At 65.4% G+C, this 22,481-nt stretch carries 19 protein-coding genes; 6 read left to right on the top strand and 13 right to left on the bottom strand.

All coding sequences use genetic code 11. From position 1 onward, the window contains the following. Positions 1 to 128: 128 nt before the first annotated feature. The 5 genes from WG208_RS05075 (at position 129) to WG208_RS05060 (ending at position 6,845) form a co-directional block, all read left to right on the top strand. A complete protein-coding gene (locus WG208_RS05075) occupies positions 129 to 2,828 on the top strand; it encodes a glycoside hydrolase family 9 protein (protein ID WP_337170251.1) in 2,700 nt (899 codons plus the stop codon). Positions 2,829 to 2,881: 53 nt separating this feature from the next. Then, a complete protein-coding gene (locus WG208_RS18755; protein ID WP_345786962.1) occupies positions 2,882 to 3,178 on the top strand; it encodes a type II toxin-antitoxin system prevent-host-death family antitoxin in 297 nt (98 codons plus the stop codon). A 110-nt stretch (positions 3,179 to 3,288) separates the two neighbouring features. Continuing rightward, positions 3,289 to 3,672, top strand: a complete 384-nt coding sequence (locus tag WG208_RS05070; RefSeq protein WP_337170250.1) for a hypothetical protein — start codon at positions 3,289 to 3,291, stop codon at positions 3,670 to 3,672. Between the two features lie 162 nt (positions 3,673 to 3,834). After that, entirely contained in the window at positions 3,835 to 5,487 is a 1,653-nt protein-coding gene (locus tag WG208_RS05065; protein ID WP_337170249.1) for a TldD/PmbA family protein, read from the top strand. Beyond that, positions 5,487 to 6,845 (top strand): TldD/PmbA family protein, encoded by a 1,359-nt coding sequence (locus WG208_RS05060; RefSeq protein ID WP_337170248.1) that lies wholly within the window; start codon positions 5,487 to 5,489, stop codon positions 6,843 to 6,845. Before WG208_RS05065 ends, WG208_RS05060 begins: the two co-directional genes overlap by 1 nt. Before the next feature lie 121 nt (positions 6,846 to 6,966). Here the strand turns inward: WG208_RS05060 and WG208_RS05055 are convergent, their stop codons facing one another. The 10 genes from WG208_RS05055 to mnmG form a co-directional block, all read right to left on the bottom strand. After that, positions 6,967 to 8,304, bottom strand: coding sequence for a dipeptidase (locus tag WG208_RS05055; protein WP_337170247.1), 1,338 nt, complete (start codon positions 8,302 to 8,304; stop codon positions 6,967 to 6,969). A gap of 114 nt (positions 8,305 to 8,418) precedes the next feature. Next, positions 8,419 to 9,336, bottom strand: a complete 918-nt coding sequence (locus tag WG208_RS05050; protein ID WP_337170246.1) for an ABC transporter permease — start codon at positions 9,334 to 9,336, stop codon at positions 8,419 to 8,421. After that, positions 9,333 to 10,490: an ABC transporter permease gene (locus WG208_RS05045; RefSeq protein ID WP_337170245.1), complete on the bottom strand. Its 1,158-nt coding sequence runs from the start codon at positions 10,488 to 10,490 to the stop codon at positions 9,333 to 9,335. Before WG208_RS05045 ends, WG208_RS05050 begins: the two co-directional genes overlap by 4 nt. A gap of 43 nt (positions 10,491 to 10,533) precedes the next feature. Further along, positions 10,534 to 12,207 (bottom strand): ABC transporter ATP-binding protein, encoded by a 1,674-nt coding sequence (locus WG208_RS05040; protein WP_337170244.1) that lies wholly within the window; start codon positions 12,205 to 12,207, stop codon positions 10,534 to 10,536. Beyond that, the gene (locus WG208_RS05035) at positions 12,174 to 12,956 is read right to left on the bottom strand and encodes a Nif3-like dinuclear metal center hexameric protein (RefSeq protein WP_337170243.1); all 783 of its coding nucleotides are present in this window, start codon (positions 12,954 to 12,956) and stop codon (positions 12,174 to 12,176) included. The genes WG208_RS05040 and WG208_RS05035 overlap by 34 nt, the downstream gene beginning before the upstream one ends. Further along, positions 12,953 to 14,032: a BMP family protein gene (locus WG208_RS05030; protein WP_337170242.1), complete on the bottom strand. Its 1,080-nt coding sequence runs from the start codon at positions 14,030 to 14,032 to the stop codon at positions 12,953 to 12,955. Before WG208_RS05030 ends, WG208_RS05035 begins: the two co-directional genes overlap by 4 nt. 30 nt (positions 14,033 to 14,062) lie before the next feature. Beyond that, on the bottom strand, positions 14,063 to 15,070 hold the full coding sequence (locus WG208_RS05025) for a ParB/RepB/Spo0J family partition protein (protein ID WP_337170241.1): 1,008 nt from the start codon (positions 15,068 to 15,070) through the stop codon (positions 14,063 to 14,065). A gap of 122 nt (positions 15,071 to 15,192) precedes the next feature. Continuing rightward, positions 15,193 to 15,954: an AAA family ATPase gene (locus tag WG208_RS05020; RefSeq protein WP_337170240.1), complete on the bottom strand. Its 762-nt coding sequence runs from the start codon at positions 15,952 to 15,954 to the stop codon at positions 15,193 to 15,195. A gap of 740 nt (positions 15,955 to 16,694) precedes the next feature. Next, positions 16,695 to 17,435, bottom strand: coding sequence for an SIMPL domain-containing protein (locus WG208_RS05015; protein ID WP_337170239.1), 741 nt, complete (start codon positions 17,433 to 17,435; stop codon positions 16,695 to 16,697). Between the two features lie 593 nt (positions 17,436 to 18,028). Continuing rightward, entirely contained in the window at positions 18,029 to 19,954 is a 1,926-nt protein-coding gene (gene mnmG, locus WG208_RS05010; RefSeq protein WP_337170238.1) for a tRNA uridine-5-carboxymethylaminomethyl(34) synthesis enzyme MnmG, read from the bottom strand. Between the two features lie 30 nt (positions 19,955 to 19,984). Between mnmG and WG208_RS05005 the strand changes: the two genes are divergently transcribed. Beyond that, complete coding sequence (locus tag WG208_RS05005; RefSeq protein WP_337170237.1) at positions 19,985 to 20,287, top strand: hypothetical protein; 303 nt, start codon at positions 19,985 to 19,987, stop codon at positions 20,285 to 20,287. Positions 20,288 to 20,315: 28 nt separating this feature from the next. Here the strand turns inward: WG208_RS05005 and WG208_RS05000 are convergent, their stop codons facing one another. The 3 genes from WG208_RS05000 to WG208_RS04990 form a co-directional block, all read right to left on the bottom strand. Next, positions 20,316 to 20,687, bottom strand: coding sequence for a hypothetical protein (locus tag WG208_RS05000; protein ID WP_337170236.1), 372 nt, complete (start codon positions 20,685 to 20,687; stop codon positions 20,316 to 20,318). After that, positions 20,687 to 21,250 (bottom strand): hypothetical protein, encoded by a 564-nt coding sequence (locus tag WG208_RS04995; protein ID WP_337170235.1) that lies wholly within the window; start codon positions 21,248 to 21,250, stop codon positions 20,687 to 20,689. The genes WG208_RS05000 and WG208_RS04995 overlap by 1 nt, the downstream gene beginning before the upstream one ends. 175 nt (positions 21,251 to 21,425) lie before the next feature. Continuing rightward, on the bottom strand, positions 21,426 to 22,478 hold the full coding sequence (locus tag WG208_RS04990; RefSeq protein WP_337170234.1) for an alpha/beta fold hydrolase: 1,053 nt from the start codon (positions 22,476 to 22,478) through the stop codon (positions 21,426 to 21,428). Positions 22,479 to 22,481: the final 3 nt, after the last annotated feature.

Below are 22,481 nucleotides of genomic sequence, written 5' to 3'. Positions count from 1 at the left end.
CGCCTGGAATCGCTTTCCAGTGAGATTTGGCGGGCATGCTGCCTCCTGGCATGCCTCGCCCATTCTCCAGGCTCTGACGTGTGCTGATTGCGCAAAATTGACCGCACGTGTCCATTTTGAGTCTCAATATGGACACGTTGCGGAAACTCCTCGTCACGGTGGCCACGATTGGCGCGGCCACCTCTCCCAACTTGCTTGGCGCGCAGTCCCTCGCCCCGCCGCGCGCGCTGCTCCCCATCGACTTTCCGAATTCGGCGGAGTACGGCTGGCTCGCCAAGCCCGTGCACGCGAGCCGCGTGCTCGATGACATGACGCAGCCGGCCAACTGGAAACTCACCGGTGCCGGCACGCTGTCGTTTCCCGACGCGCCACGTCTGAGCGACATGCGGGCGCTGCGGGTGGACATGCGGCTCAACCGGCCGCCTCTCCCTGAACGGCCGCGGCTGCCTGCCATCAATCTCCGCCGCACGGTGGCCAACGAGGACTGGAGTGCGTTCAATCGCATCTCCATCTGGATCCGGCCCGACTACACCGGCGTACCCGTGCTGCCTCTGCAGCTCGTCATGCACAACGATGGCGCGGTGAAGGTGCCCGATCGCTACAACCGCGAAGGCACGCATGTCATCACGCTGCAGAAGAACGGGTGGCAGCAGGTGACGTGGGAGATCGAACCGCTGGCCCGCGATCGTGTCACGCTCATCGAGATCGGCTACTTCGTGAACCGCATGATCGCGAACCCCGACGATCGGGTGGCGTTCGAGGTCGGACGTATCGAACTGCAGAAGGTGGACCCCGATGTGCACACCGGCTGGAGCGTGGCGCCAGGCAAATTCGCGTTCAGTCATAGCGGGTATCAGGTGGACAGCCGGAAATCCGCGATCGCGAATGGTCTGACCGCTTCGCACTTCGACGTCGTGCGCGTGGGCGACATCGCGTTTGGCGAGAGTGTGCTGCGCAAGTCCGTGCAACAGGTGACCACACCCACCGGTGCATTCCAGCAGCTCGATTTCAGTGAACTCACCACACCCGGCCGTTACGTGTTGCGTGTGGGCTCGGCCATCAGCAAGCCCTTCGTGGTGAACGACACCGCCTGGCTGCCGTCCATCTGGAAGTCGCTCAATTTTTACTATGGCAACCGCTGCGGTTTTGATGTGCCGGGTGTGCACGGCATCGATCACCTCGACTGGTTCGCCACACTGGGCGACAAGCGCATCACCATGAGTGGTGGCTGGCACGACGCCGGCGATCTGTCGCAGGGCGTGATCAATACGGGCGAAGGCACGTATGCCATGTTCGCGCTGGCCGAGCGACTCATGACCGAAGGCCGTCACCCCGCCCTCGTGGACCGGCTCATCGAAGAAGCCACATGGGGACTCGACTGGGTGTTGCGCGTGCGTTTCGACGGGGGATACCGCATCGGATTCGGCAGTCACAACTTCTGGTCCAACAACATCGTCGGTGATGCGGACGACCGTTCCGTCGAAGCGAAGAACAATCCCAACGCCAATTACATCTCGGCGGCGGCCGGTGCGATCGGTGCGCGTGTATTGCGGACACGCGACCCGGCGCGTGCCGCCGAAGCGTTGCGCATCGCGCGCGACGACTGGGCGCATGCCATCGTCGGCATCGAAGGACCATCCACCTGGCATACACCGGCGTTTGCGGCCGCGCGCATGGAACTCGCCAGCATCGGCATCACCGCGTCACTCGAACTCTGGCGCGCCACCGGAGAGGCGCAGTACCGCGACAAGGCGGTGGAGCTCGCGCGCATCGTGATGGCGTCGCAGCAGGTGACGCGGGTGGGCAGCACGCTACCGCTGTCGGGCTTCTTCTACACCGGTCCCGATCGGGACACGATCTTTCATCAGTTCCACCGCGCGGCCGACCAGGCGCCCATCGTGGCGCTCACCCAGCTCATCGACGCACTGCCCGGTCACGCCGACTGGATGCCGTGGTATGCCACCGTCGTGCGCTACGCCGAGTATCAGAAGCGCACCGCGCGCGTGACGGCGCCATATGAAGTACTGCCGGCGTATGTCTATCGTGCGGTGGACAGCGTGCAGGTGCCCGACTCGGGCGGACGCTATCTGGAGAAGCAGAGCGAGTACGCCGAACAGGTGCGGGCCGGCACGCCCATGGGTGACGGCTGGTATCTGCGCACCTTCCCGGTGTGGTTCCAGCGCCGCGGCAACTACGGCGTGTTGCTGTCGCAGGCCAAGGGACTGTCGGCGGCATCACGCATGCGCGGCGATCGTGACGGACTCGAACTGGCCACGCGGCAGGCCGAATGGGTGGTGGGACGCAACCCGTTCACGCAGAGCACCATGTACGGTGAAGGCTACGACTGGGCGCAGCAGTACAGCGTGTCGTCGGGTGACATGGTCGGCACGCTGCCGGTGGGCATGCAGAGCCGTGGCACGAGCGATCTGCCGTACTACCCGTCGCAGAACATGTACGTGTACAAGGAAGTGTGGGTGCACTCCAGTAACCGCTGGTTGTGGCTCATGGAGGATCTGCTGCCACATGCGCAGGGCCCGGCGCAAGGTTCGGCGTCGGCCGACACATTGGCGCTCACCAGCAGCACGGCCGCCAATGGCGACATCACCCTGCGGCTCACCGTGAGCGGTGCCGGTATGCACCGCTACACGCTGCGCACCGACAACCTGCGACTCCGCACGCCGGCCCAGGCCACCCAATCGGTCACGCTGCAGGCGGGAGCACCCGCCACGCTGACCTGGACCGTCCGCCGGGATCGCTCCGACGCGCCGTGGGTGGCGGTGGTGCTCGAAGAGGGGAGCAGAAGGCGGGCTGATCGATATGAGCACTGAGAACAGCCTGTAAAAGCCTTGATTGGTCGAAACGAAATGACTATCATGGTCTTATGAAGACAGTGTCCGTCTCTGATGCAAAGAGCGGGTTGAGCGCGCTGATCCGGGAGATTCGGAGCGGAGAGGCGGTGGTCATCACCGATCGTGGGGTTCCGGTTGCGCAACTCGTGCCCCCGCCGGTTACCGCGGGGGTGTCGGCGCACGCGATCGAACTCGCCCAGCGGGGCCGCCTGATTCTTCCTTCGGCTCCGCTCGAGGGGGAAATCGAGACGATTCTACAAGCGCCGCTTCCGCGGGCTCGGGCGTCGGCAGTCGCAGCGCTCCGAGCCGAGCGGGATGACGGGTATTGATCGTCGTCTTCAGCATCTCTGCCGCTGCCGCGTTTCCCGGAACACCCTCCTGACAGTCTATGCGCTATTGGGACACGTCCGCACTATTGCCGCTCCTGATTCAGGAGCCAATGACACCCGCAATGCGGGACCATCTCGCCGATGATTCGGCTGTCGTGACGTGGTGGGGAACGCGCATCGAGGCGGTCTCTGCCCTCGCGCGTCTCGAACGTGATGGAGACATCGAGGCCGATATGCTGCGAAGAACACTGCATGGACTAGAGGCCAATGCACGGCATTGGTTGGAGGTCCCTGCCATCGAAGACGTGCGACTCCAGGCCACCCGGCTGCTACGCGTGCATCGTCTGCGAGCTGCCGATGCCCTTCAATTGGCGGCAGCCATCATCGCATCCGATTTTGCTCCAGGAACTCTGCCGTTCGTGACGCTCGACGAGCGTCTCGCCGTGGCGGCTGATCGGGAAGGATTCCGAGTCCTCGGCGCTTCCCTCTGCTAGACCATTCCCCGCGTCAGGGAATCGGGACGACCCGCGGAACATTCGTCCCGGCCCTTCCTGCTATCGAAACGGCCGTCCCGGCCCTACCGTAGGGGACTTACCACCTCGCGCCGCCGTTTTTTCTCTCCTGGCGGCGCCATTCGAGTCCGTCACCCCTCCCCAATGACTTCCCGACGCGATTTTCTCAGGCAGGGCGGCACCGCCCTCGGCGCGTCCATGGGTGCGTCCCTGCTCGCCGGCAGTGCGCTGGCCGGCATTCCGCGATGGCTCGCGGCCGCACCCGCGCCAGACCCCCGCGCCCTCGACGCGTTCACCGACATCGCCAATGTCCGTGAACTCATGAACGCGGCCCTCAACGCCGCGAAGATGGCGGGTGCCACCTACGCCGACGTACGCTGCAGCCGCCAGCGGCAGAACTTCGTCTTCACCCGCGAACAGCAGATCCAGCAGGTCGTCGACACCGATACCGTGGGCATTGGCGTCCGGGCCCTGGTGAACGGCACCTGGGGATTTGCCGCCACGCGTCTGCTCACCACCGATGGCGCCGCCGCTGCCGCGCGGGAAGCCGTGGCCATTGCGAAAGCCTCACGCATCGCGCGCGCCAATCCCATCGAGTGGCTGCCCACCCCCGTGGTGGCGAATGGCGTGTGGAAGGGCGCCTACACGCAGGATCCCTTCGAGATTCCCGTCGAACAGAAGGCCGATCTGCTGCTCAAGGCCAATGCCAACGCGCTCAAGGCGAAGAACGTGAAGTACATCTTCAGCGGCTTCTTCTTCGTGAAGGACGAGCGCAACTACGCCAACACCGACGGCACGGTCACGAAGCAGGATGTGGTGCGCACCTGGCCCACCATGCAGATCACCGCGGTGTCCAGCGATTTCACCGACTTCCAGAACCGCTCCAACATGGTGGCTCCCATGGCCCGCGGCTGGGAGTACGTGCTGCAGAACGACCTGGTGGGCAATGCCCAGAAGTGGGGTGAGGAAGCGGCCGCCAAACTCACCGGCAAGCCGGTGGACGTGGGTCGTTACGATCTGGTGCTCGATCCGATGAACCTCTGGCTCACCATCCACGAAAGCATCGGGCATCCCACCGAGCTCGATCGCGCGATGGGTTACGAAGCCAACTACGCCGGCACGTCGTTCATCGCCCCGCCCGACAAGATGCTGGGCACGCTCAAGTACGGTCCGTCCATCATGAACATCCAGGGTGATCGCTCGCAGGAAGGCGGCCTCTCCACCATCGGATGGGACGACGACGGTGTGAAGCCCGATGAGTTCCTCATCGTGAAGAACGGCATGTTCAACGACTACCAGACCACGCGCGAACAGGCGCCGTGGCTGCGCTGGTGGTACGAAAAGAACAACCGCCCCGTGCGCTCACACGGCTGCGCGTATGCGCAGGGATGGGACAACGTGCAGTTCCAGCGCATGCCCAATGTGTCGCTGCTGCCGGGTGAACGTGATCTCACCATCGACGATCTCATCGCCGGCACCGATCGCGGCATTCTCATTCAGGGCGACGGCTCCTTCTCCATCGACCAGCAACGCTACAACGCGCAGTTCGGCGGCCAGCTCTTTCACGAGATCAAGGGCGGCAAGATCGTCGGGGTGCTCAAGGACGTGGCGTATCAGATCCGCACGCCGGATTTCTGGAACAGCATGGACATGATCGGCGGCAAGCGCAGCTATCAGCTCGGTGGTTCGTTCTTCGATGGCAAGGGACAACCGCCCCAGGTGAACGCCGTGAGTCACGGCGCGCCGCCCGCGCGTTTCCGCAACGTCAATGTCATCAACACCGGGAGGAAGGCCTGATGCCGCTTCGTGCAGACAACGGCGCCATCCTCACGCGGGAGCAGGCGCAGGCCATCGTCGAGAAGGCCGTCAAGCTGTCCAGGGCCGATGCCGTCGACGTGCAGGTCAACACCTACACGCAGGGCAACATCCGCTTCGCCGACAATCAGGTGAGTACCGCAGGCTCCACCACCGATGCCCAACTCGGCATTCAGAGTGCGTTCGGCCCCAAGCATGCGGTGGTCACCACCAACGATCTCTCCGATGCCGCCATCGAACGCGCGGTGCGCGAGAGCGAACGTCTGGCGAAGCTCGCGCCCGATGATCCGGAAGCCATGCCGCAGCTTGGCGCGCAGCAGTACACACCGGTCACCGCGTGGTTCGACGCCACCGCCAATCTCTCGGCCGACGATCGGGCCAAGGCTTCACTCACCGCGCTCGAACTCGCCCGCAAGGCCGGCGATCTCAAAGCCGCCGGGTATCTGGTGACCACGGCGGGTGCGCTGGCCATCGGCAACAGCACCGGCATGTTCGCGTATCATCGCAGCACCAACGCGAACTACTCGCTCACGGTCCGTACGGCCGATGGCACCGGTTCCGGCTGGGCCGCCGCCGATCACGCCGACTGGGCGCAGCTCGATGCCACGCGCGTCGCCCAGACGGCCGTCGACAAGGCACGGCTCTCGCGCAATCCCGTGGCCATCGAACCGGGTCGCTACACGGTCATCCTCGAACCGCAGGCCGTGGGCGATCTGGTGCAACTCATCGGCAACTACGCCGACGCGCGCAGCGCCGACGAAGGGCGCAGTCCATTCGTGAAGCAGGGCGGTGGCAACAAGGTCGGAGAGAAGATCCTCGACGACCGCGTCACCATCTTCTCCGATCCCGCCGATTCCCAATTGCTTGGGCGCCCCTGGGACTTCGAGGGCATGCCGCTCGGTCGGCAGACCTGGATCGAAAAGGGTGTGCTCAAGCAGCTCATCTACTCGCGCTTCTGGGCGAAGAAGCAGGGCAAGACGGCCACGGGCGGGCCGAGCACGTTCAAGATGGCCGGTGGCACCAAATCGGTGGACGATCTGGTGAGGGAGACCACCCGCGGCATTCTCGTCACGCGCCTGTGGTATCTGCGCGAAGTCGATCCGCGCACCATTCTCTACACCGGTCTCACGCGCGACGGCACCTTCCTCGTGGAGAACGGCAAGATCACCAAGTCGCTGCGCAACTTCCGCTTCAACGAATCGCCGCTGTTCATGCTCAACAATCTCGAAGAGCTCGGACGCGCCGAACGTCTGGCCGGAACGGAACAGGGCGGCGATGTGGTGATGCCGTCCATCCGTGCGCGTGATTTCAATTTCACGTCGTTGTCCGAGGCGGTCTGACGCATCCGGGCGCGGTCCAGACATGCTCTGAACACCGGATCGCCGTGAAGACACGAAGGGGTGAGGCCATGACGGCCTCACCCCTTCGTGGTTCATGAACAACGACAGCCTTGCCTCGTCCTTACTTGCCGCCGTTCTTCGCGACCTTCTGCACCTGGTCCAGCACCCGCAGCAGATTGCCGCCCCAGATCTTGTCGATCTCCGCGTTGGTGTACCCACGGCGCACCAGCTCGGCGGTCACATTCACCGTCTCGCCCGCATTGCGCCAGCCGTCCACACCGCCACCGCCGTCGAAATCGGAGCTGATGCCCACATGGTCGATGCCGATGCGCTTCACCACGTAGTCGATGTGATCGACGAAGTCCTTCACCGTGGCCGGCGGATCGCTGGGGTAACGGCGCGCGGTGATGTCTTCCTGCGCGGCGAGATATGCGTTGCGCTTGTCGTTCGGCAGCGCCTGGATCTGCGCCTGCTGTTCCTGCCGGCCCGTGGCCGTGATGCCGTATTCCTTGCGGAGCTGTTCCATGGCCGCCGCGCGCGCTTCTTCACGCGGAATGTCGCGCTTGGGATCGCACTTCACGTAGCTGTTGAACGCCACGAGCTGGATCACGCCGCCGTTCTTCTTGAGCGCGTCGAGCTGTTCGTCGTCCATGTTGCGGCTGTGATTGCAGATCGCGCGCACGCCCGAGTGCGAGCCGATGATGGGCGCCTTGCTGATCGCGATGGTCTGCATCATCGACGCCTTCGACGGATGCGACACGTCGATCATCATGCCCACGCGGTTCATCTCGGCGATCACCTGCCGGCCGAGCGGGCTGAGTCCGTTGTGCAACCACACGCCGTCACGTTCGCCGGTGTTGGAATCGGACAGCTGGCTGTGTCCGTTGTGGGCCAGCGACATGTACCGTCCACCGAGGTCGTAGAACTTCTTGACGTTGGTGATGTCACTGCCGATGGGGAATCCGTTCTCGACGCCGATGAAGATCACCCGCTTGCCGGCCGCATGGATGCGACGGGCGTCGGCCGCGGTGTAGGCGATCTCCGCGCGATTGGGCGCGAGCTTTTCGGTGAGCCGGTGAATGGCATCGAACTTCTCGATGGCCTGCGCATTGGCGCGCGCGAAGCTCGCTTCGTCCAGCGTGGGCGCCTGCCCGACGTAGACCACGAGGAAGGCGCTGGCGAGTCCGCCCTCTTCCATCTTCACGAGATCCACCTGCGTACGCGGCAGCTTCTGCGTGTAGTTGGGACCGGTCTCGGTGAAATTCGCCGGCGAGATGTCCACGTGCGTGTCGATGGACAGCACCTTCGACTGGATGGCCTTGGCTCTGGCCATCACGTCGGCTTCGTTGGTGACCGGCTTGCCCGACTGTGCGCTCAGCGCCGCAGCCGACAGCAGGGAGAGCGGAGCCAGCGCAAACGCCGGCCGGAGCGCACGGAATGCCGTACGGGATGTCGTCATGTTCGATGTTGGTGAAAGGTCGTGCCTTCGGAAACGATACGCTGCATCGCGATCTCACGCTGACCGCGCAGTCCGCACGCGACCGCTATGTGATAACAGAGAATCAGGAGAAAGTCAGATACGTTTGCCGAGTGCCGCCGGTGCGGCGGACCGTCCACTCGCGCCGGCCAGCACGAGCAGGGTGAGCACGTACGGCAACGCCAGGAAGAGCTGATACGGTATGCCGCTCCACCCCATCGACTGAAAGAGCGTCTGCAGGGAATTGGCCGCACCGAAGAGCAGTGCGGCGCCGGCCACACCCAGCGGCTGCCAGCGTCCGAGCACCACGATGGCGATCGCGATGAAGCCGCGTCCGGCCGACATGCCTTCCACGAAGGTGCCCGCCTGCGCGAGTACGAGTGTGGCACCGGCCAGTCCCGCCATGGCGCCCGCAAAGAGCACCGCGAGGGCCTGAATGCGACGGGGCGCAATACCCGCGGCCACGGCGGCCTCGGGATATTCACCGATCGCGCGCAGGGCGAGTCCCGCATGGGTACGCCGCATCCACCATGCCAGCACGACGGCGAACGTCATGGCGACATATGTCACCACCGGCTGCGAAAAGAACGCCGGACCGATGAGGGGAATCGAGGCGAGTCCCGGAATCGTGAACGTGCCGGCCGTCGGCGTCGTGAGCGCCACGCCGGCGGCGCCGAACACCGAACGATAGAGGGTGCCTGTCAATCCGAGCGCGAAGAGCGTGATCGCGGTGCCGGTGATGATCTGATCGGCCCGCATGCCCACGGTGAACCAGGCGAACAGGGCGGCAATGGCCATGCCCGCGACAGCACCGGCCACGAATCCACCGCCCACACCCACGATCCCCGCGGCCACCGTTCCACCGAGGGCGCCGGCAATGATCGAGCCTTCCAGTCCGATGTTGATCACCCCGGCGCGTTCGCTCACACACTCGCCCAGCGCCGCCAGCGCGAGTGGGGTGGCGGTGCGCACCGTCGACTCGAGAAACGCCGTGCCGACATCGAGGGCGCTCACGCTGCCGCTCCTGGAGTGGCTCCCGAAGTGGTTCCTGACATCGCGCCCGCGCTGTCCGATGTGCGTGCACGCCAGCGGTCCACGGCCACCACCAGCAGGATCAGCACCGCTTCCACCACCGACACCACCACACTGGGCACCCCCGCATCGCGCTGCATGGCGTTGGCGCCCGCTTCGAGCGCACCAAAGAGCAACGCGGTGGCCAGCACACCCACCGGATGCAGCCGCGCGAGCAACGCCACGGCGATGGCCGTGTAGCCGTATCCGGGCGAAAAGTTTTCGTACAACGCGTACGTGATGCCCAGATACTCCACGGCGCCACCCAGTCCGGCCAGCAGTCCACTCAGCAGGAACACCAGCAGCAAGGTGCGCGCCACACGAATCTCTCCCGCCGATTCCGCGGCCCGCACGTTGGCCCCCACCGCACGCACCCGGAATCCACTCGCGGTGTGAAACAGCCACCACCAGAGAGCCACGGCCACCACCGGCAGCATCATCACACCGGCGTGCAAGCGCGTTCCATCGAGCAGCACCGGAAGCTGCAGCGAGGCCGGCAGCGAGGCCGACTGCGGATTCACGCGCTGCGGTTCCTGCAGCGGGCCGCGCACCAGCCATCCCGTGAGATTGAGCGCGATGAAATTGAGCATGATCGTGCTGATCACCTCGAGCACGCCGAATCGCAGTCGCAGCACACCGGCAATCATCGCCCACACGCCGCCCGCCGCGGCACCGCCCACAATCATGAGCGGAATGGCCAGCAGCGGCGAGGTGTTCTGCAGCGGTAACGCCAGCGCTGTCGCCGCCGCCGCGCCCACCAGCAACTGCCCCTCGGCTCCCACATTGAGCACGCCCGCACGAAAGGCCAGTGCCACGGCCAGTCCGGCAAAACCCAGCGGAATCATGCGCACGAGCGTCGCCGACGTGATGGCGTACCACGATCCGAACGCGCCGCGAAACAGTGCCGTCAGCGCGGGAATCACCGGATGACCCGTGGCAACGAGCAGCGCGGCGAGCAGGAACAGCCCCATCGCCAGCAGCATCACGACCTGCCCGGCGGCCAACCCGGCCTGCCGCAGGCCCGCGGATGCCTGGCCTGGAACACGCGCCGCAACGGTCGTGGACCCCGTCGTCGAACCCTCGACCGGATGATTCATGGATGATTCGCGCGCTGCATCATACGCGGCTTCATGCGATGCATCACGCGCCCGCCGACGGCATCGAAGCCTGCGCGCCGAGCATCGCGCGTCCCACCGCATCCCGATCGGCGATCATCTCCGTCACCCGTCCGTCGTGCACCACATATACCCGGTCGGCCAGCGCCAGCACTTCGTCGAGATCACTGCTGTACAGCACCACGGCGGTTCCGCGGTCTCTGGCGTCACGTAGCGCCTGCTGCACGGCCTGCGTGGCTTTGAAATCGAGCCCCCGGGAGGGATTCTCCACCACCAACGCCGGCGGTGCGTCTCCCAGTTCGCGACCCAGCACGAACTTCTGCTGATTGCCGCCGGACAACGTACGGGCGCTCGTTTCCGTACCGGCCGCACGCACATCGAATCGGCTCATGAGCGCCGTGGTGCGATGGCGGAAGTCGGGCCATGACAGACGTCCCCGTCGGGCGCCCGCTCCGCGCAGCGCCACGTTCTCGAACAACGGCGCATCCAGCAGCAAGGCATCGCGGTGGCGGTCTTCGGGCACGAACCCCACGTCCATCGGTCGTATCACGGAACCGCGCACCGGCGTGAGACGACCGGCGAGCAGACGCAGCAGCTCATGCTGTCCGGCGCCTTCCACCGCGGCAACTCCCACGATCTCTCCACGCCGCACGTCCATGCTGGCCCGTCGCACGCGCACGACATCGCGGGCATCGCACCACGTGACATCACGCAACGAGAGAATGATTTCGGGCGGTGGCTCATGCGCGTTCTTCTCCGGAGACCGAAGACCGGACCGTGCCATGCCGTGCGCACCCGGCGCACCCCGGACATCCGGAATGTTCTGCACCGACGCCCCATCCTGCGCAGGCTGCGCATCTCCAAGCATGGCCGCGGCCAGTGCCGCTTCCGTCGTCTGACGCGCCGGCACCGACAGCACCGAGCGGCCCCGATGCAGCACGGTCACGTCATCGGCCACGGCGAGCGCGTCGCGCAATTTGTGCGTGATCAGCACCACCGCGTTGCCGGCATCCGCGAAACGGCGTACCCAGGCCAGCAGTTCACGCGCGTCGGCCGGTGCGAGCACCGCCGTGGGTTCATCGAGAATCAGCAGCTGCACATCACGCGCGAGCGCCTTCACGATTTCACAGCGTTGTTGTGCGCCAACCGGCAGGGTGTCCACGCGGGCATCCGGATCGAGCAACAGACCGGCGCGCGCGCCCACTTCGCGTACCCGCGCCGCCGCCGCTGCGGGATCGAAACGCCCGTGTCCACCCAATGCCACGTTTTCGGCCACCGTCATCGCCGGCACCAGCGTGAAATGCTGATGCACCATGCCGATGCCGGCGGCGAGCGCGTCGGCCGGGGCACGCACCGCGAGTGGTGTGCCCCGCCATTCGATGACACTCGGCGATCCGTCGTCGGGTGTCAGCAGACCGAACACGATGCGCATCAGCGTCGTCTTGCCGGCGCCATTCTCTCCCAGCAACGCGTGCACCGTGCCGGCGCGCACCGCGAACGACACGTCGTCCAGTGCCTGCACCCGACCGAAGTGACGGGAGATGTGGGCGAGCGACAGCAGCGGTGTCGACAATGGCGTCGCCCGCGGTGTTTGCGACAGGGAATGCGACAGGGAATGCGACCGGTCGCCGGATGCCTCGTCCGCGTCGCCGCCCGCCGCGCCGTTCACGATCCGGTCGGCAGGTGCAGGAATGTCCATGGCAGGTCGAAACGGGACGCGATCCACGCTCCGAGTGCCTGCACGCCGAGCGTCTCCGTGGCGTAATGCCCCGCATACACGACGCACAGATCGTGTTCGATGGCTTCGACGGTGGTGTGATGCGGCCCTTCGCCGACGATGAGCGTATCGACGCCTTTTTCACGGGCTTCGCGCAGCGTCTCGGACGACGCGCCACCGCCGGTGCAGATGGCCCAGCGGCGCGTGATGCGATCGTCGGTGGGCAGCGATGTGCGGACCTGCCCGCCGTAACGCGCCGAGAAGGCCCGCACGCGATGCACCAGCGCCGTGGTGGATTCGTGGGCCGCGCCGGTGAGTCCGATGTCGATGGACTTGTAGCGCGCGAACCCGCCGTCCGGTGTGAGATCGAGGGCCCGCGCGAGCTGCGCATTGTTGCCAAGCCCGGGGTGCAGATCGAGCGGCAGATGTGAGGAGTAGACGGCGATGTCACTGCCGAACAGCGAGCGGAATTTCTCGTAGCTCACCCCCACGAGGGGCTGTGCGCCGCTCCAGAACAACCCATGGTGCACGAGGAGCAGATCGGCGCCCCACACCGCCGCTTCGGCGATGGCCGCGCGGGATGCGTCCACCGCCACGGCCACACGATGCACGCGCCCCTGATTGGCGACTTGCAATCCGTTGAGCGCGCCACCGTAGTCGGGGATGTCGATCGTGCGCAGTTCGGCGTCCAGTGCGAAGACGATGTCCCGGAGCGATACGGAAGAACTCACGGCGCGGGCGGTGTCGATGGTGGCGTCGATGCCTGCCCCGGAGTGACGCTGGTCTGACGGGGGGCATCCGCTCCCTCGAGCACGTCGGACAGCGCATGGAACGTTCCGGCCTTGAGCAGCGCGTCCACCGAATCGACGGCCGCACGCGCGGCCGCCGGAATGCGGTCGGCCAGCGCCGGGTTGAGCTCCAGCCGCACCACGTCGTCCTTCACGCCCAGGCTGATGACCCGACCCGTGAATGCACCGCTCTGCACTTCACGCCCGATCAGCATGAATGCTTTGGGCAGATCGATGACCACACTGCCGATGATGACATCGGGCGCGACATCGTTCTGGTTGGCATTCGTGCCGAACGCGAGCGCCTTCTTCTCCTTCACGGCCTGGAAGACGCCAAGACCGGCGGCGTCGGCGTTCTGGAAGATCACGTCCACGCCGCGCGCGAGCTGGGCGAGCGCCTGTTCCTTGCCGGCGCTGACGTCGTCCCAGTTGCCGATGTAGGACGTGATGACTTCGACCTTGGGATTGACCGCCCGGGCCCCGCGGGCGAAGGCCTCGAAACTGGCCTTCACGGGCGGCAGTTCGGTGCCGGCGATGAGCCCGAGTTTGTTGGTCTTCGTGACGGCGCCGGCGATCATGCCGGCCTGATACGACGCTTCCTCGAACAGGAAGGCGACGCCGGCGAGGTTCGGACCGGTCACCCGCCCCGACGTGACGACATAGATGGTCTTCGGATAGCTGGGCGCGACTCGGCTCGCGGCGTCCTGAAATTCGAATCCGTGGCCGAATACGAGGCGGTAACCCTGCGCTCCGTACTGCCGGAAGTTCTCCTCGAATTCCGCCGGGGTTTTCGTCTGGATGTGCGAGACTTCGGCGCCCAGGCTGTCCCGCAGCGCGAGCAGTCCTTCGTAGGCACTCCCGTTCCATGACTTGTCGGAGATCGGTCCGGGGGTGAGCAAGGCGACGCGCATCTTGTCGGCTGCGCTTCCCGACTCGGCCTTGTCCTTGCCGCACGCCGCGAGCAGGCCGATCAGGGCCACGGCGCCGAAGCGGACACTTTTCGTGAGCACGGAATTCATGGGTGATGCCTCTATTCTGTCTTTATACTGTTAGTCGAGTGAAACGCCGAGCAAGTCGAGAAGGCGTTCTAGGTCCTCGTTGGAGAAGAACGCGATGCGTACCTCGCCCTTGTCCTTGGCGGTGAGCGCCAGGGAGACGCTGGTCTGGAGCTTCCGGCGCAGCTTTTCCTCGATCTGTCGGACCACTGCACCCGATGCGCCGGGGGGCAGCGTCGGGGTGCCGCTGTCGGCCGAAGGCTTCCGTCCGGCGGCGGGCGGCGTGGGGCGGCCGGCCTGGACGCGGCGTTCGACCTCGCGGACCGAGAGCTGTTGGGAGACGACTTCGCGGGCGAGATCAACGATCGCGCGCTCCGTCGCGAGGGGCAGCAGGGCGCGGGCGTGTCCGGCCGTGAGTTGCTTCTCCTGCAGCATGCGGCGCACGGAAGCCGGGAGCTGCCGGAGGCGGAGGGCGTTGGCGACGGTCGAGCGGTCTTTGCCGACCACGTCGGCGACTTCCTGGTTGGTGAGCCGGAATTCCTCGATGAGCCGCTGATAGCCGTCGGCTTCTTCGATGGGATCGAGGTCCGCGCGCTGCAGGTTCTCGATCATGGCCAGCGTCAGCAGCGTCTTGTCGTCAACCGGTTTGACGAGGGCCGGGATGTCGGTCCAGCCCAGACGTGTGGCGGCACGGAAGCGGCGCTCGCCGGCGATGAGTTCGTAGCCCTGTCCGTTCGGTGCGGGCCGCACGGTGATGGGCTGCAGCAGTCCATTCACCCGCAGACTGGCTTCGAGGTCGGCCAGCTCTTCGGGGCGGAATTCCTGACGCGGCTGATAGGGGTTGGCGCGGATCTGCGAGAGCGACAACTGCCGCAGTGTCCCGGCCTCACTCGCCTGCTCTTCCGTTCCGGACGTCGTCACTCCCTCGACCTTCGACTGCGCCGAGGCAGTGGTGGTCGTGGGTGAGGCAGATTCGGCGGGAGCGGGCTTGGGGTCGCGACGGGCCAGCAGCGCGTCGAGTCCGCGGCCAAGTCGGCGGGGAGGTTCGGGGGGGGGAGTCATCAGAAATGGTGGTGCCGGCGAAGGCGCCGGTCGAAGAATCGGGAAAGATGCCTGTAGGTCTTAGGTCTTACAAGCGATGGTGTCCGTGCGATCAGCCGTTTCGCCGGTCGATCGCCCATCCCTCATCGGCTCATCATCTCGCGGGCGACGGCCATGTAGGCCTGGGCGCCGACGGAGGCGACATCGTACACCACGATGGGCTTCCCGAAGCTGGGGGCTTCGGCCAGGCGGATGTTTCGCGGGATGACGGTCTGGAAGACTTTCTCGCCGAAGTGGGCTCTGGCATCAGCGGCGACCTGTCGGGACAGATTGAGCCGATTGTCGAACATGGTGAGCAGGACCGCATCGACATCGAGGGTGGGATTCATCGAGTCCTGCACGCGTTGCACGGTGCTGAGTAGCTGGGAGAGTCCCTCGAGGGCGTAGTACTCACACTGGAGCGGGATCAGGAGGGCGTCCGCGGCGACCAGCATGTTGAGGGTGATGAGCCCGAGTGACGGGGGGCAGTCGATCAGGATGAAGTCATAGCGCTCCCGTACGGGCGCCAGCGCATCGCGCATGCGGGTGAGCCGGTCTTCGGCGTCCACGAGCTCCACTTCCACGGCCGCGAGGTCGGGAGTGGTGGGGAGGACGTCGAGGTGTCGGAACTGGACGCCACGAACGAGGGCCTGATCGATGGAGGCTTCCCCGAGCAACACGTCGTAGGTGTTGAGGGAGAAGTCTTCACGGGCGATGCCGCACCCCGATGTCGCGTTGCCCTGGGGATCGGCGTCGATGAGCAGCGTGCGCTGTTCGGCGACGGCGAGTGAGGCGGCGAGATTGACGGCGGAGGTGGTCTTGCCGACCCCGCCCTTTTGATTGGCGATAGCGAGAATGCGGCCCACAGGAGCTGGCTGAAGTGGGGGGGGGGGTGCGCGCGGACGCGAAGTATAGGAAGAACCTCAGCAGGTGACCATGGCGAGGAGCTCATTCCGGGTCAATTTGCGGCGTTTTCTGGCGGTTGGGCTTTGGGAAGGGGGTGAAATGGACGGTACGGCAGGCTCATCTGCCATCGTTTCACGTGAAACGGAGCCAGTGGAGGGGGCGGTTCTGGGTGAGGGGGCGGAGTTGGGGGTGATTCACCGGCTGTTTGGGGGCCGCCTGCGGCGGCGATACCAGCAGGATGAACGGCGGATACCAGCAGGATTTGGTGTGGTGCGGGGCGTGGGGGCGTCGCGTGTCGGATGGATCGGCAACAGCAACGCATGGCGCAGATGAGGCGGATGACGCAGAGGACGCGGATCAAACAGGGGTTGACCCCGTGGTTCTGGCACTATCTGCGCTCGTCTGTGTCATCTGCTCAATCTGCGATACGCTGTCTGAGTGGTTTGTTCTTTGAGGGACCACGGGACTACAGGACCACGGGCGAGGAAGCAGGAGGGAGCTGGTCAGGGAGGAGGTGGCGAGACATTGGCTGCTCGTGAAGGTCGCGCAGAATTGGGTTCTGCCTCCGCTGCCTCCGTTGGCCTCCCCTGTTTCACGTGAAACCGGCGGACCGGAGGTCCTCGGCAACAAAAAAGGGCCCGATCCAATGGGATCGGGCCCTGATTCCTGCTTGGCGCTGGGAGGATCTTCTCCTGAAGGATCAGCGCTTCTCGAAGCGCCAGCGGGTCATGACGCTGACTGCGACGGTGGTGGTGCCTTCGGCCACCGGCGTGGGGGCGCCGGCGTCATAGGCTTCGGACTTGGCCATCGCCATCATGGGACGGGGCATCGGCTGTTCGAAGTCGTTGATGGAGAGCTCGAGCAGCTCCGCCACGCGCCCACCGGCCGCCTGCGCGGCAACTTCCGCCTGACGCTTTGCGGAGGCCACGGCCTGGGCCAGCGCAGTTTCCTGGGCCTTGGAGCGGTCCTTGACCAGGAAATCCAGCCCCGCCACCCGGTTGGCGCCGTTCGTCAGACCCGCATCGATGATCTGACCGGCCTGCTCCAGCTTGTCCGTCTCCACCTGTACGATGTTGCTCACGCGATAGCCGTCGATCACCACGCGGCGTTCCTTCTCGTCGTACCGCTGGACCGGCGCGACGCTGTAGTTGAGCGTCTGGATCTGGGCCGCCGGAATACCCAGCGCACGGATGGCCGCCAGGATCGCCGTCTGCTTCTTGTTGTTCTCCTGCGCCGCGATCGCCGCAGTCTTGGCCTGCGTCTCCACCCCGACCTGCACCCGCGCCCGGTCGGGCGTCACCTGCACCTCGCCACGGGCCGTCACCATGATTGCCGGCGGCTGAACCGACTCGGTCTGCGCGGCCACCACACGCGGAGACACCGCCGCGAAGCCCATGGCCGTCATGGACACCATCGAACGCTTCGACCAGAAACGACGCATATGAAAACCCCCTGAGGGAAAAGGTCATACCACGAAATCCTGCCAACGATCACCCCGATCCGTTACCAAAGTTCAGGGATCCGTTCCATACACCAAAGGAGACGCCAATACCCCAAAATCTTGCACACATGTCAAGACATTGAACTCTATAGCGCCACTAACAAAACACAATGGTTTTTTCGCTAAGCCCTCTCTTAATGAAGGTGATATTCCTGGGACAGAAAGGAAACACAATTCAAGATACAAAGACACTCATAAATCACTATCAAATCATCAATAGCGCACTTTCTCAAAAAATATCCCATATAAAGGAAAACTCTCTCGCAATCTCCCATTCAAAAGAAAAAACGGCGACGTCGTATCCAGACGCCACCGTTCGCACCCATACTATTGGAGAAGGAGACAACCCCGTCTGACCACCAGCGCCGCTCTCTTCGTTGTCCATCCTGCAGGTATCCGCCGTTCATCCTGCGGGTATCGCGCCCCGCAGGGGCGCCCCATCAAACCCAAGGTTTCCCCCAAAACCCGCCGCCAGCCGCACGTTCCCACCCCAGGCTTCCCCCAAAGGCCCCCAACCCATACCTCGACCGGTCTTACCGTCGCCGGATCTCCAGAACCAGGTTCTGCAGATCGGCCGGACTGATCCCCGGAATCGCACTCGCCTGCGCCAGCGTCCCCGGCCGAAGACGCTCCAGCTTCTGACGGGCCTCGATCGACAGCGTCCGCATCGACGCATAATCCAGCGCGGCCGACAACACGATGGCGCCCTGCGCCGCCAGACGTTCCGCCTGCTGGCGCTCCCGCTCGAAATATCCCGCGTACTTGATCTCGAGCTCCGCGCCCACCACCGCATCACGCGGCAATCCGTCGCCCACACCCGCCGCCTCGAACAACGACTGCAGCGTGACATCGTTGCGACGCGCCAGCTCCACCGCGCGCACCGCATGCACCAGTGGACGCGAGCCCGCGGCCACGAGAATCGGATCGGCGATGTCCGGACTCATGCTCGTCGCCTCGGCCAATCGCATCGCCTCGCGCACCGCACCCAATCGCGCGTGCAACACCGTCAGTTCCTCGTCGGTCCACAGACCTGCCGCCTCCGCGATCGATCCCAGACGCGACAGCGCATTGTCCTGTCGCACCGTCAGGCGGAACTCACTGCGCGACGTGAACAATCGATACGGCTCGTCGACCCCGCGCGTCACCAGATCGTTGATCAGCACCCCGATGTAGCTCGTCTCACGCCCCAGGACGATCGGTTCACGATCCTGCGTGAAACGCGCCGCATTGAGACCCGCCAGCACACCCTGTCCACCGGCCTCTTCATAGCCGGTGGTCCCGTTCACCTGCCCCGCAAAAAACAATCCGTCGATCGCGCGCGAACCCAGCGACGGCCAGAGCTGCGTGGGCGGATAGTAGTCGTATTCGATGGCGTAGCCCGCACGTGTCATGCGGACCGACTCGAGACCCGGCACACTGCGCAGAATCGCCAGTTGCACCGGCGCCGGCAGTGACGTGGACAGACCATTCACGTACAACTCGGTCGTGTCGTGCCCCTCCGGCTCGAGGAAGAGCTGGTGCCGCACCTTGTCGGGAAACTTCACCACCTTGTCTTCGACACTCGGACAGTAGCGCGGCCCACGCGATGCGATCGCGCCACCATACATCGCCGACTCGTTGATGTGATCGGCAATGAGTCGTGTGCCCGCCTCTTCCAGCCATCCCACCCAGCACGGCATCTGCGGCGGATGACGCGTCGAGCCATCGGCAGCGACACGCGACGTGGTCCAGAAGTGCGACCACGCATAATCGAAGAGCGCGATCTCGCTGTCCTGTCGGTCGAAGCGCGAAAAATCCACGCTGCGTCCATCGATGCGCGGCGGCGTTCCCGTCTTGAATCGCTCCGTCGTCAACCCCTCGGCGTCGAGTTGCTGGCCAAGGTGCACGGAAGGTGCTTCGCCTGCGCGTCCACCACTGATGCGCGTGCTCGTGCCGATGTGCATGGTGCCGCGGCCGAACGTGCCCGTGGTGAGCACCACCGCGCGTGCGCCGAAGCGCCGCCCCTCCACCGTCTCGACACCAGCCACCCGGCGCGTTCCTCCACCCGAGGCACTGGCCGCGTCATCGAAGAGCAGACGCGCCACCATGCCTTGGATGGTCGTCAGCAATGGCTGCGCTTCGAGCAACTGCCGCACGGCGCGCCGATAGAGACCACGATCGCACTGCGCGCGCGGTGCCCACACCGCGGGACCCTTGCCGCGATTGAGCATCCGGAACTGCACCGTCGCCTGATCGGTGGCACGCGCCATGATGCCGCCCAGCGCGTCGATTTCACGCACCACGGTGCCCTTGGCGATCCCCCCGATCGCCGGATTGCAGGAGAGCTGTCCGATCTGCTCCAGCGCCCCCGTGATCAGCGCCACCTGCGCGCCCGATCGTGCCGCGGCCACGGCCGCTTCGGTGCCGGCGTGGCCCCCACCGATCACGATCACGTCGAAGGACGCCTCGAAACCCCTCAAAACTCACCTCTCACGACGGTAGTATTCGGCATGCCGCTGAATCTGTCACACACCGCGCCCACGCTCATCATCCGGAAGAGCGCCTTCGAACGGGTCAATCTCACCCGCGCCCAGTTCGACGAAGCCCTGAACCTCACGGCCGACGAATTCCGTGTGGAAGGCAATCTCATCGCCATCGGTCCGGTGATGGGAGAGGAGAGCGTGAGCGATCTCCTCGCGCAGTTGGAAGACGCGGGACTCGTGTACTTCGACGACTTCTTCGAACTGAGCGGCAACTGGCCCGAATGGCTGCAGTTGTTCGTGTCGGGCGTCCGCCCGTCATCCGGCACGTGATCCAGCGCTGATCCAGCGCTCGCCACTACTACCCGGCACGGGAACCCGGACCGGACCCCGCCGCTGATCGGGACTGCGCCCGGGCGCGGACTTCGTTGACCTGACTCCAGGCCCGTCGCCGCTCCCGTTCGCGCGCCACCCATTCATCGCTGCGACGCAGCAGGCCTTCCCACCCGCACTCGACGCACCAGCTCCGGCGGCTGCGGGACGCCGACCCGAAGATGCGCCACCAGCCACTGCGTTCGACGGCCTGGGTTTCGCCATCACACACGGGGCAGCGGTCGCCCTCGGTGATCATGCGGAGAAATATCGTGGTGAGCAGCCAGAACATGGTCGCCTTGAGCGCAAGGATGACGGCGATGAAGATGATCGCGTCCCACCATGTCCAGGTGCCCGGCATCAGAGCCGTTGCTCCACATCGGCCCAGGGTTCCGCGTACGCCGTGCCCTGCTCCACCCGATCGATCACCACATCGGTGCCCACGGCAAACGCGCGGCCGTCCATGCTGCGCGCGGGCAGGTGATACTCCCGTCCATCGAGCGCATACTGCAACTGGCCCGCACCCTCGGCCGGGACGGCCTCGGTGATGCGCGCCAGGGTGCCCTGCAGCAGATACCGCTCGTCCACCTGATCGGCCCGCGCACCGGGGATGGCCCACCGCGCCATCAGCAGCGTCTGCAGCACGTACGTCGCGCCACCGGCGGCCAGCGCGATGAACAGGTGCCAGTACCAGGCCCAGTCATTGGCGCGGGTGAGCAGATACCCCGTCAGGCCGAACCCCACGGCAAAGGCCGCGATGCTCGCCAGGTTGAAAGCCGGCGACGGTTCGGCGGCGGGATCGTGCTCACTGCGACGTTCGTGCGGGGCGACCACCGGCTGCACCGATCGCTCGGTGCCATACAGCATCGCGTAGACCCCGAGCACGAGGCCAGTGAGGAGAAAACCAAGAGCAACTGCGGTCACGACGGTGTTCCTGTTCGGGGGCGACTCAGGCGGGCATCCGCCATTCCTTCAAAAAAAGCCCATTCCGGCCATTTCGGGAGGCATCTCCGTAGTTCTCCCGGTTCGGCTGGTCGGCGGCGACGACCGGCCCATCATCCTCATACATGATGGATCCACAGCCGAGCCCGGGACCCGGTCACCCGAACGCGTGCAGATGAGGCGTCAGGAACTCTGCCGCCCGCCATTCGCCGTAGTACCACGCCGCCCAGGGCCAGCGACCGGCGGTGAAGCCCACGTGACCACCCCGGGCGGGAAACTCCGCACTCACGACCGTCGTGCCGCGGATCGTGTCGCGCACCGCATCCAGGACATCGGATGGCAGGAACGGATCGTCCACCGCACTGAGCAGCAGCGTCGGGTGGGCGATGCGGGAGAGGAACGGCAGGGAGCTCGAGCGGGCGTAGTAGTCGGCTGCATCGCGGAAGCCGTGCACGGGCGCGGTGAACGCATCGTCGAATTGCCAGAGCGTCCGGGCGTCTGCCACCCGGCCCAGCGCCGCCAGCTCGGGGTGACGGGCGATCTTGGCCAGCGCCTTGGGCACGAGCGAACGCAGGAATGCCCGTTCGTACACGGCGCCGAACCCCCGTCCGATGTGCTGGCATGCACGCGCCAGATCGAAAGGAACGGACATGGCCACCGCACCCACCACCTGCGCCGGCAGGGTGTCGGCATGCTCGCCCAGCAGCTTGCAGAGCACGTTGCCACCCAGTGACACCCCCACCAGACCGATGGGCGCGCGCGGATACCGCTGCGCCAGTCGCTCCAGCACCCAGAGCACGTCTCCGGTTTCCCCGGAATGATAAGAGCGTGGCAGGCGGTTCGGTTCCGAACCACAGCTCCGGAACAGCAGGAGATCGGCCGCCCACCCGCGGCTCCCGGCTTCCCGGAAGAGCGCGCGGATGTAGTGCGAATGCACGCCGCCTTCCAGACCGTGCAGCAGGAGCAGGCGGGGGCTGTTCTCCCCCAGCGCACCCGGGAGCCGGACGACATCGAGAAAGTCGCCGTCGGGCGTGTCCCATCGCTCGAGATGTGTGGGCGCCAGCGGCTCCCGGCGGCCGATCCGTCCCCAGAGTGTTGCCGAATGCGGATCGGGCAGCCACCAGGCGGCGCGATAACGCCGAGTGGACTCGGCCGGACCACCAGTGGCGCGGATCGGATCCGATACGAGGGGGATGGTGGAAGCACTCATGGG

This window comes from Gemmatimonas aurantiaca (genome assembly GCF_037190085.1).
GTDB lineage: Bacteria > Gemmatimonadota > Gemmatimonadetes > Gemmatimonadales > Gemmatimonadaceae > Gemmatimonas > Gemmatimonas aurantiaca_A.
This window is presented reverse-complemented; position numbering and strand designations above follow the sequence as displayed.

Coding starts and splice junctions, on each gene's coding strand:
- WG208_RS05075 (WP_337170251.1), top strand. CDS start 129: ATGGACACGTTGCGGAAACTCCTCGTCACGGTGGCCACGATTGGCGCG.
- WG208_RS18755 (WP_345786962.1), top strand. CDS start 2,882: ATGAAGACAGTGTCCGTCTCTGATGCAAAGAGCGGGTTGAGCGCGCTG.
- WG208_RS05070 (WP_337170250.1), top strand. CDS start 3,289: ATGACACCCGCAATGCGGGACCATCTCGCCGATGATTCGGCTGTCGTG.
- WG208_RS05065 (WP_337170249.1), top strand. CDS start 3,835: ATGACTTCCCGACGCGATTTTCTCAGGCAGGGCGGCACCGCCCTCGGC.
- WG208_RS05060 (WP_337170248.1), top strand. CDS start 5,487: ATGCCGCTTCGTGCAGACAACGGCGCCATCCTCACGCGGGAGCAGGCG.
- WG208_RS05055 (WP_337170247.1), bottom strand. CDS start 8,304: ATGACGACATCCCGTACGGCATTCCGTGCGCTCCGGCCGGCGTTTGCG.
- WG208_RS05045 (WP_337170245.1), bottom strand. CDS start 10,490: ATGAATCATCCGGTCGAGGGTTCGACGACGGGGTCCACGACCGTTGCG.
- WG208_RS05040 (WP_337170244.1), bottom strand. CDS start 12,207: ATGGACATTCCTGCACCTGCCGACCGGATCGTGAACGGCGCGGCGGGC.
- WG208_RS05030 (WP_337170242.1), bottom strand. CDS start 14,032: ATGAATTCCGTGCTCACGAAAAGTGTCCGCTTCGGCGCCGTGGCCCTG.
- WG208_RS05025 (WP_337170241.1), bottom strand. CDS start 15,070: ATGACTCCCCCCCCCGAACCTCCCCGCCGACTTGGCCGCGGACTCGAC.
- WG208_RS05015 (WP_337170239.1), bottom strand. CDS start 17,435: ATGCGTCGTTTCTGGTCGAAGCGTTCGATGGTGTCCATGACGGCCATG.
- WG208_RS05005 (WP_337170237.1), top strand. CDS start 19,985: ATGCCGCTGAATCTGTCACACACCGCGCCCACGCTCATCATCCGGAAG.
- WG208_RS05000 (WP_337170236.1), bottom strand. CDS start 20,687: ATGCCGGGCACCTGGACATGGTGGGACGCGATCATCTTCATCGCCGTC.
- WG208_RS04990 (WP_337170234.1), bottom strand. CDS start 22,478: ATGAGTGCTTCCACCATCCCCCTCGTATCGGATCCGATCCGCGCCACT.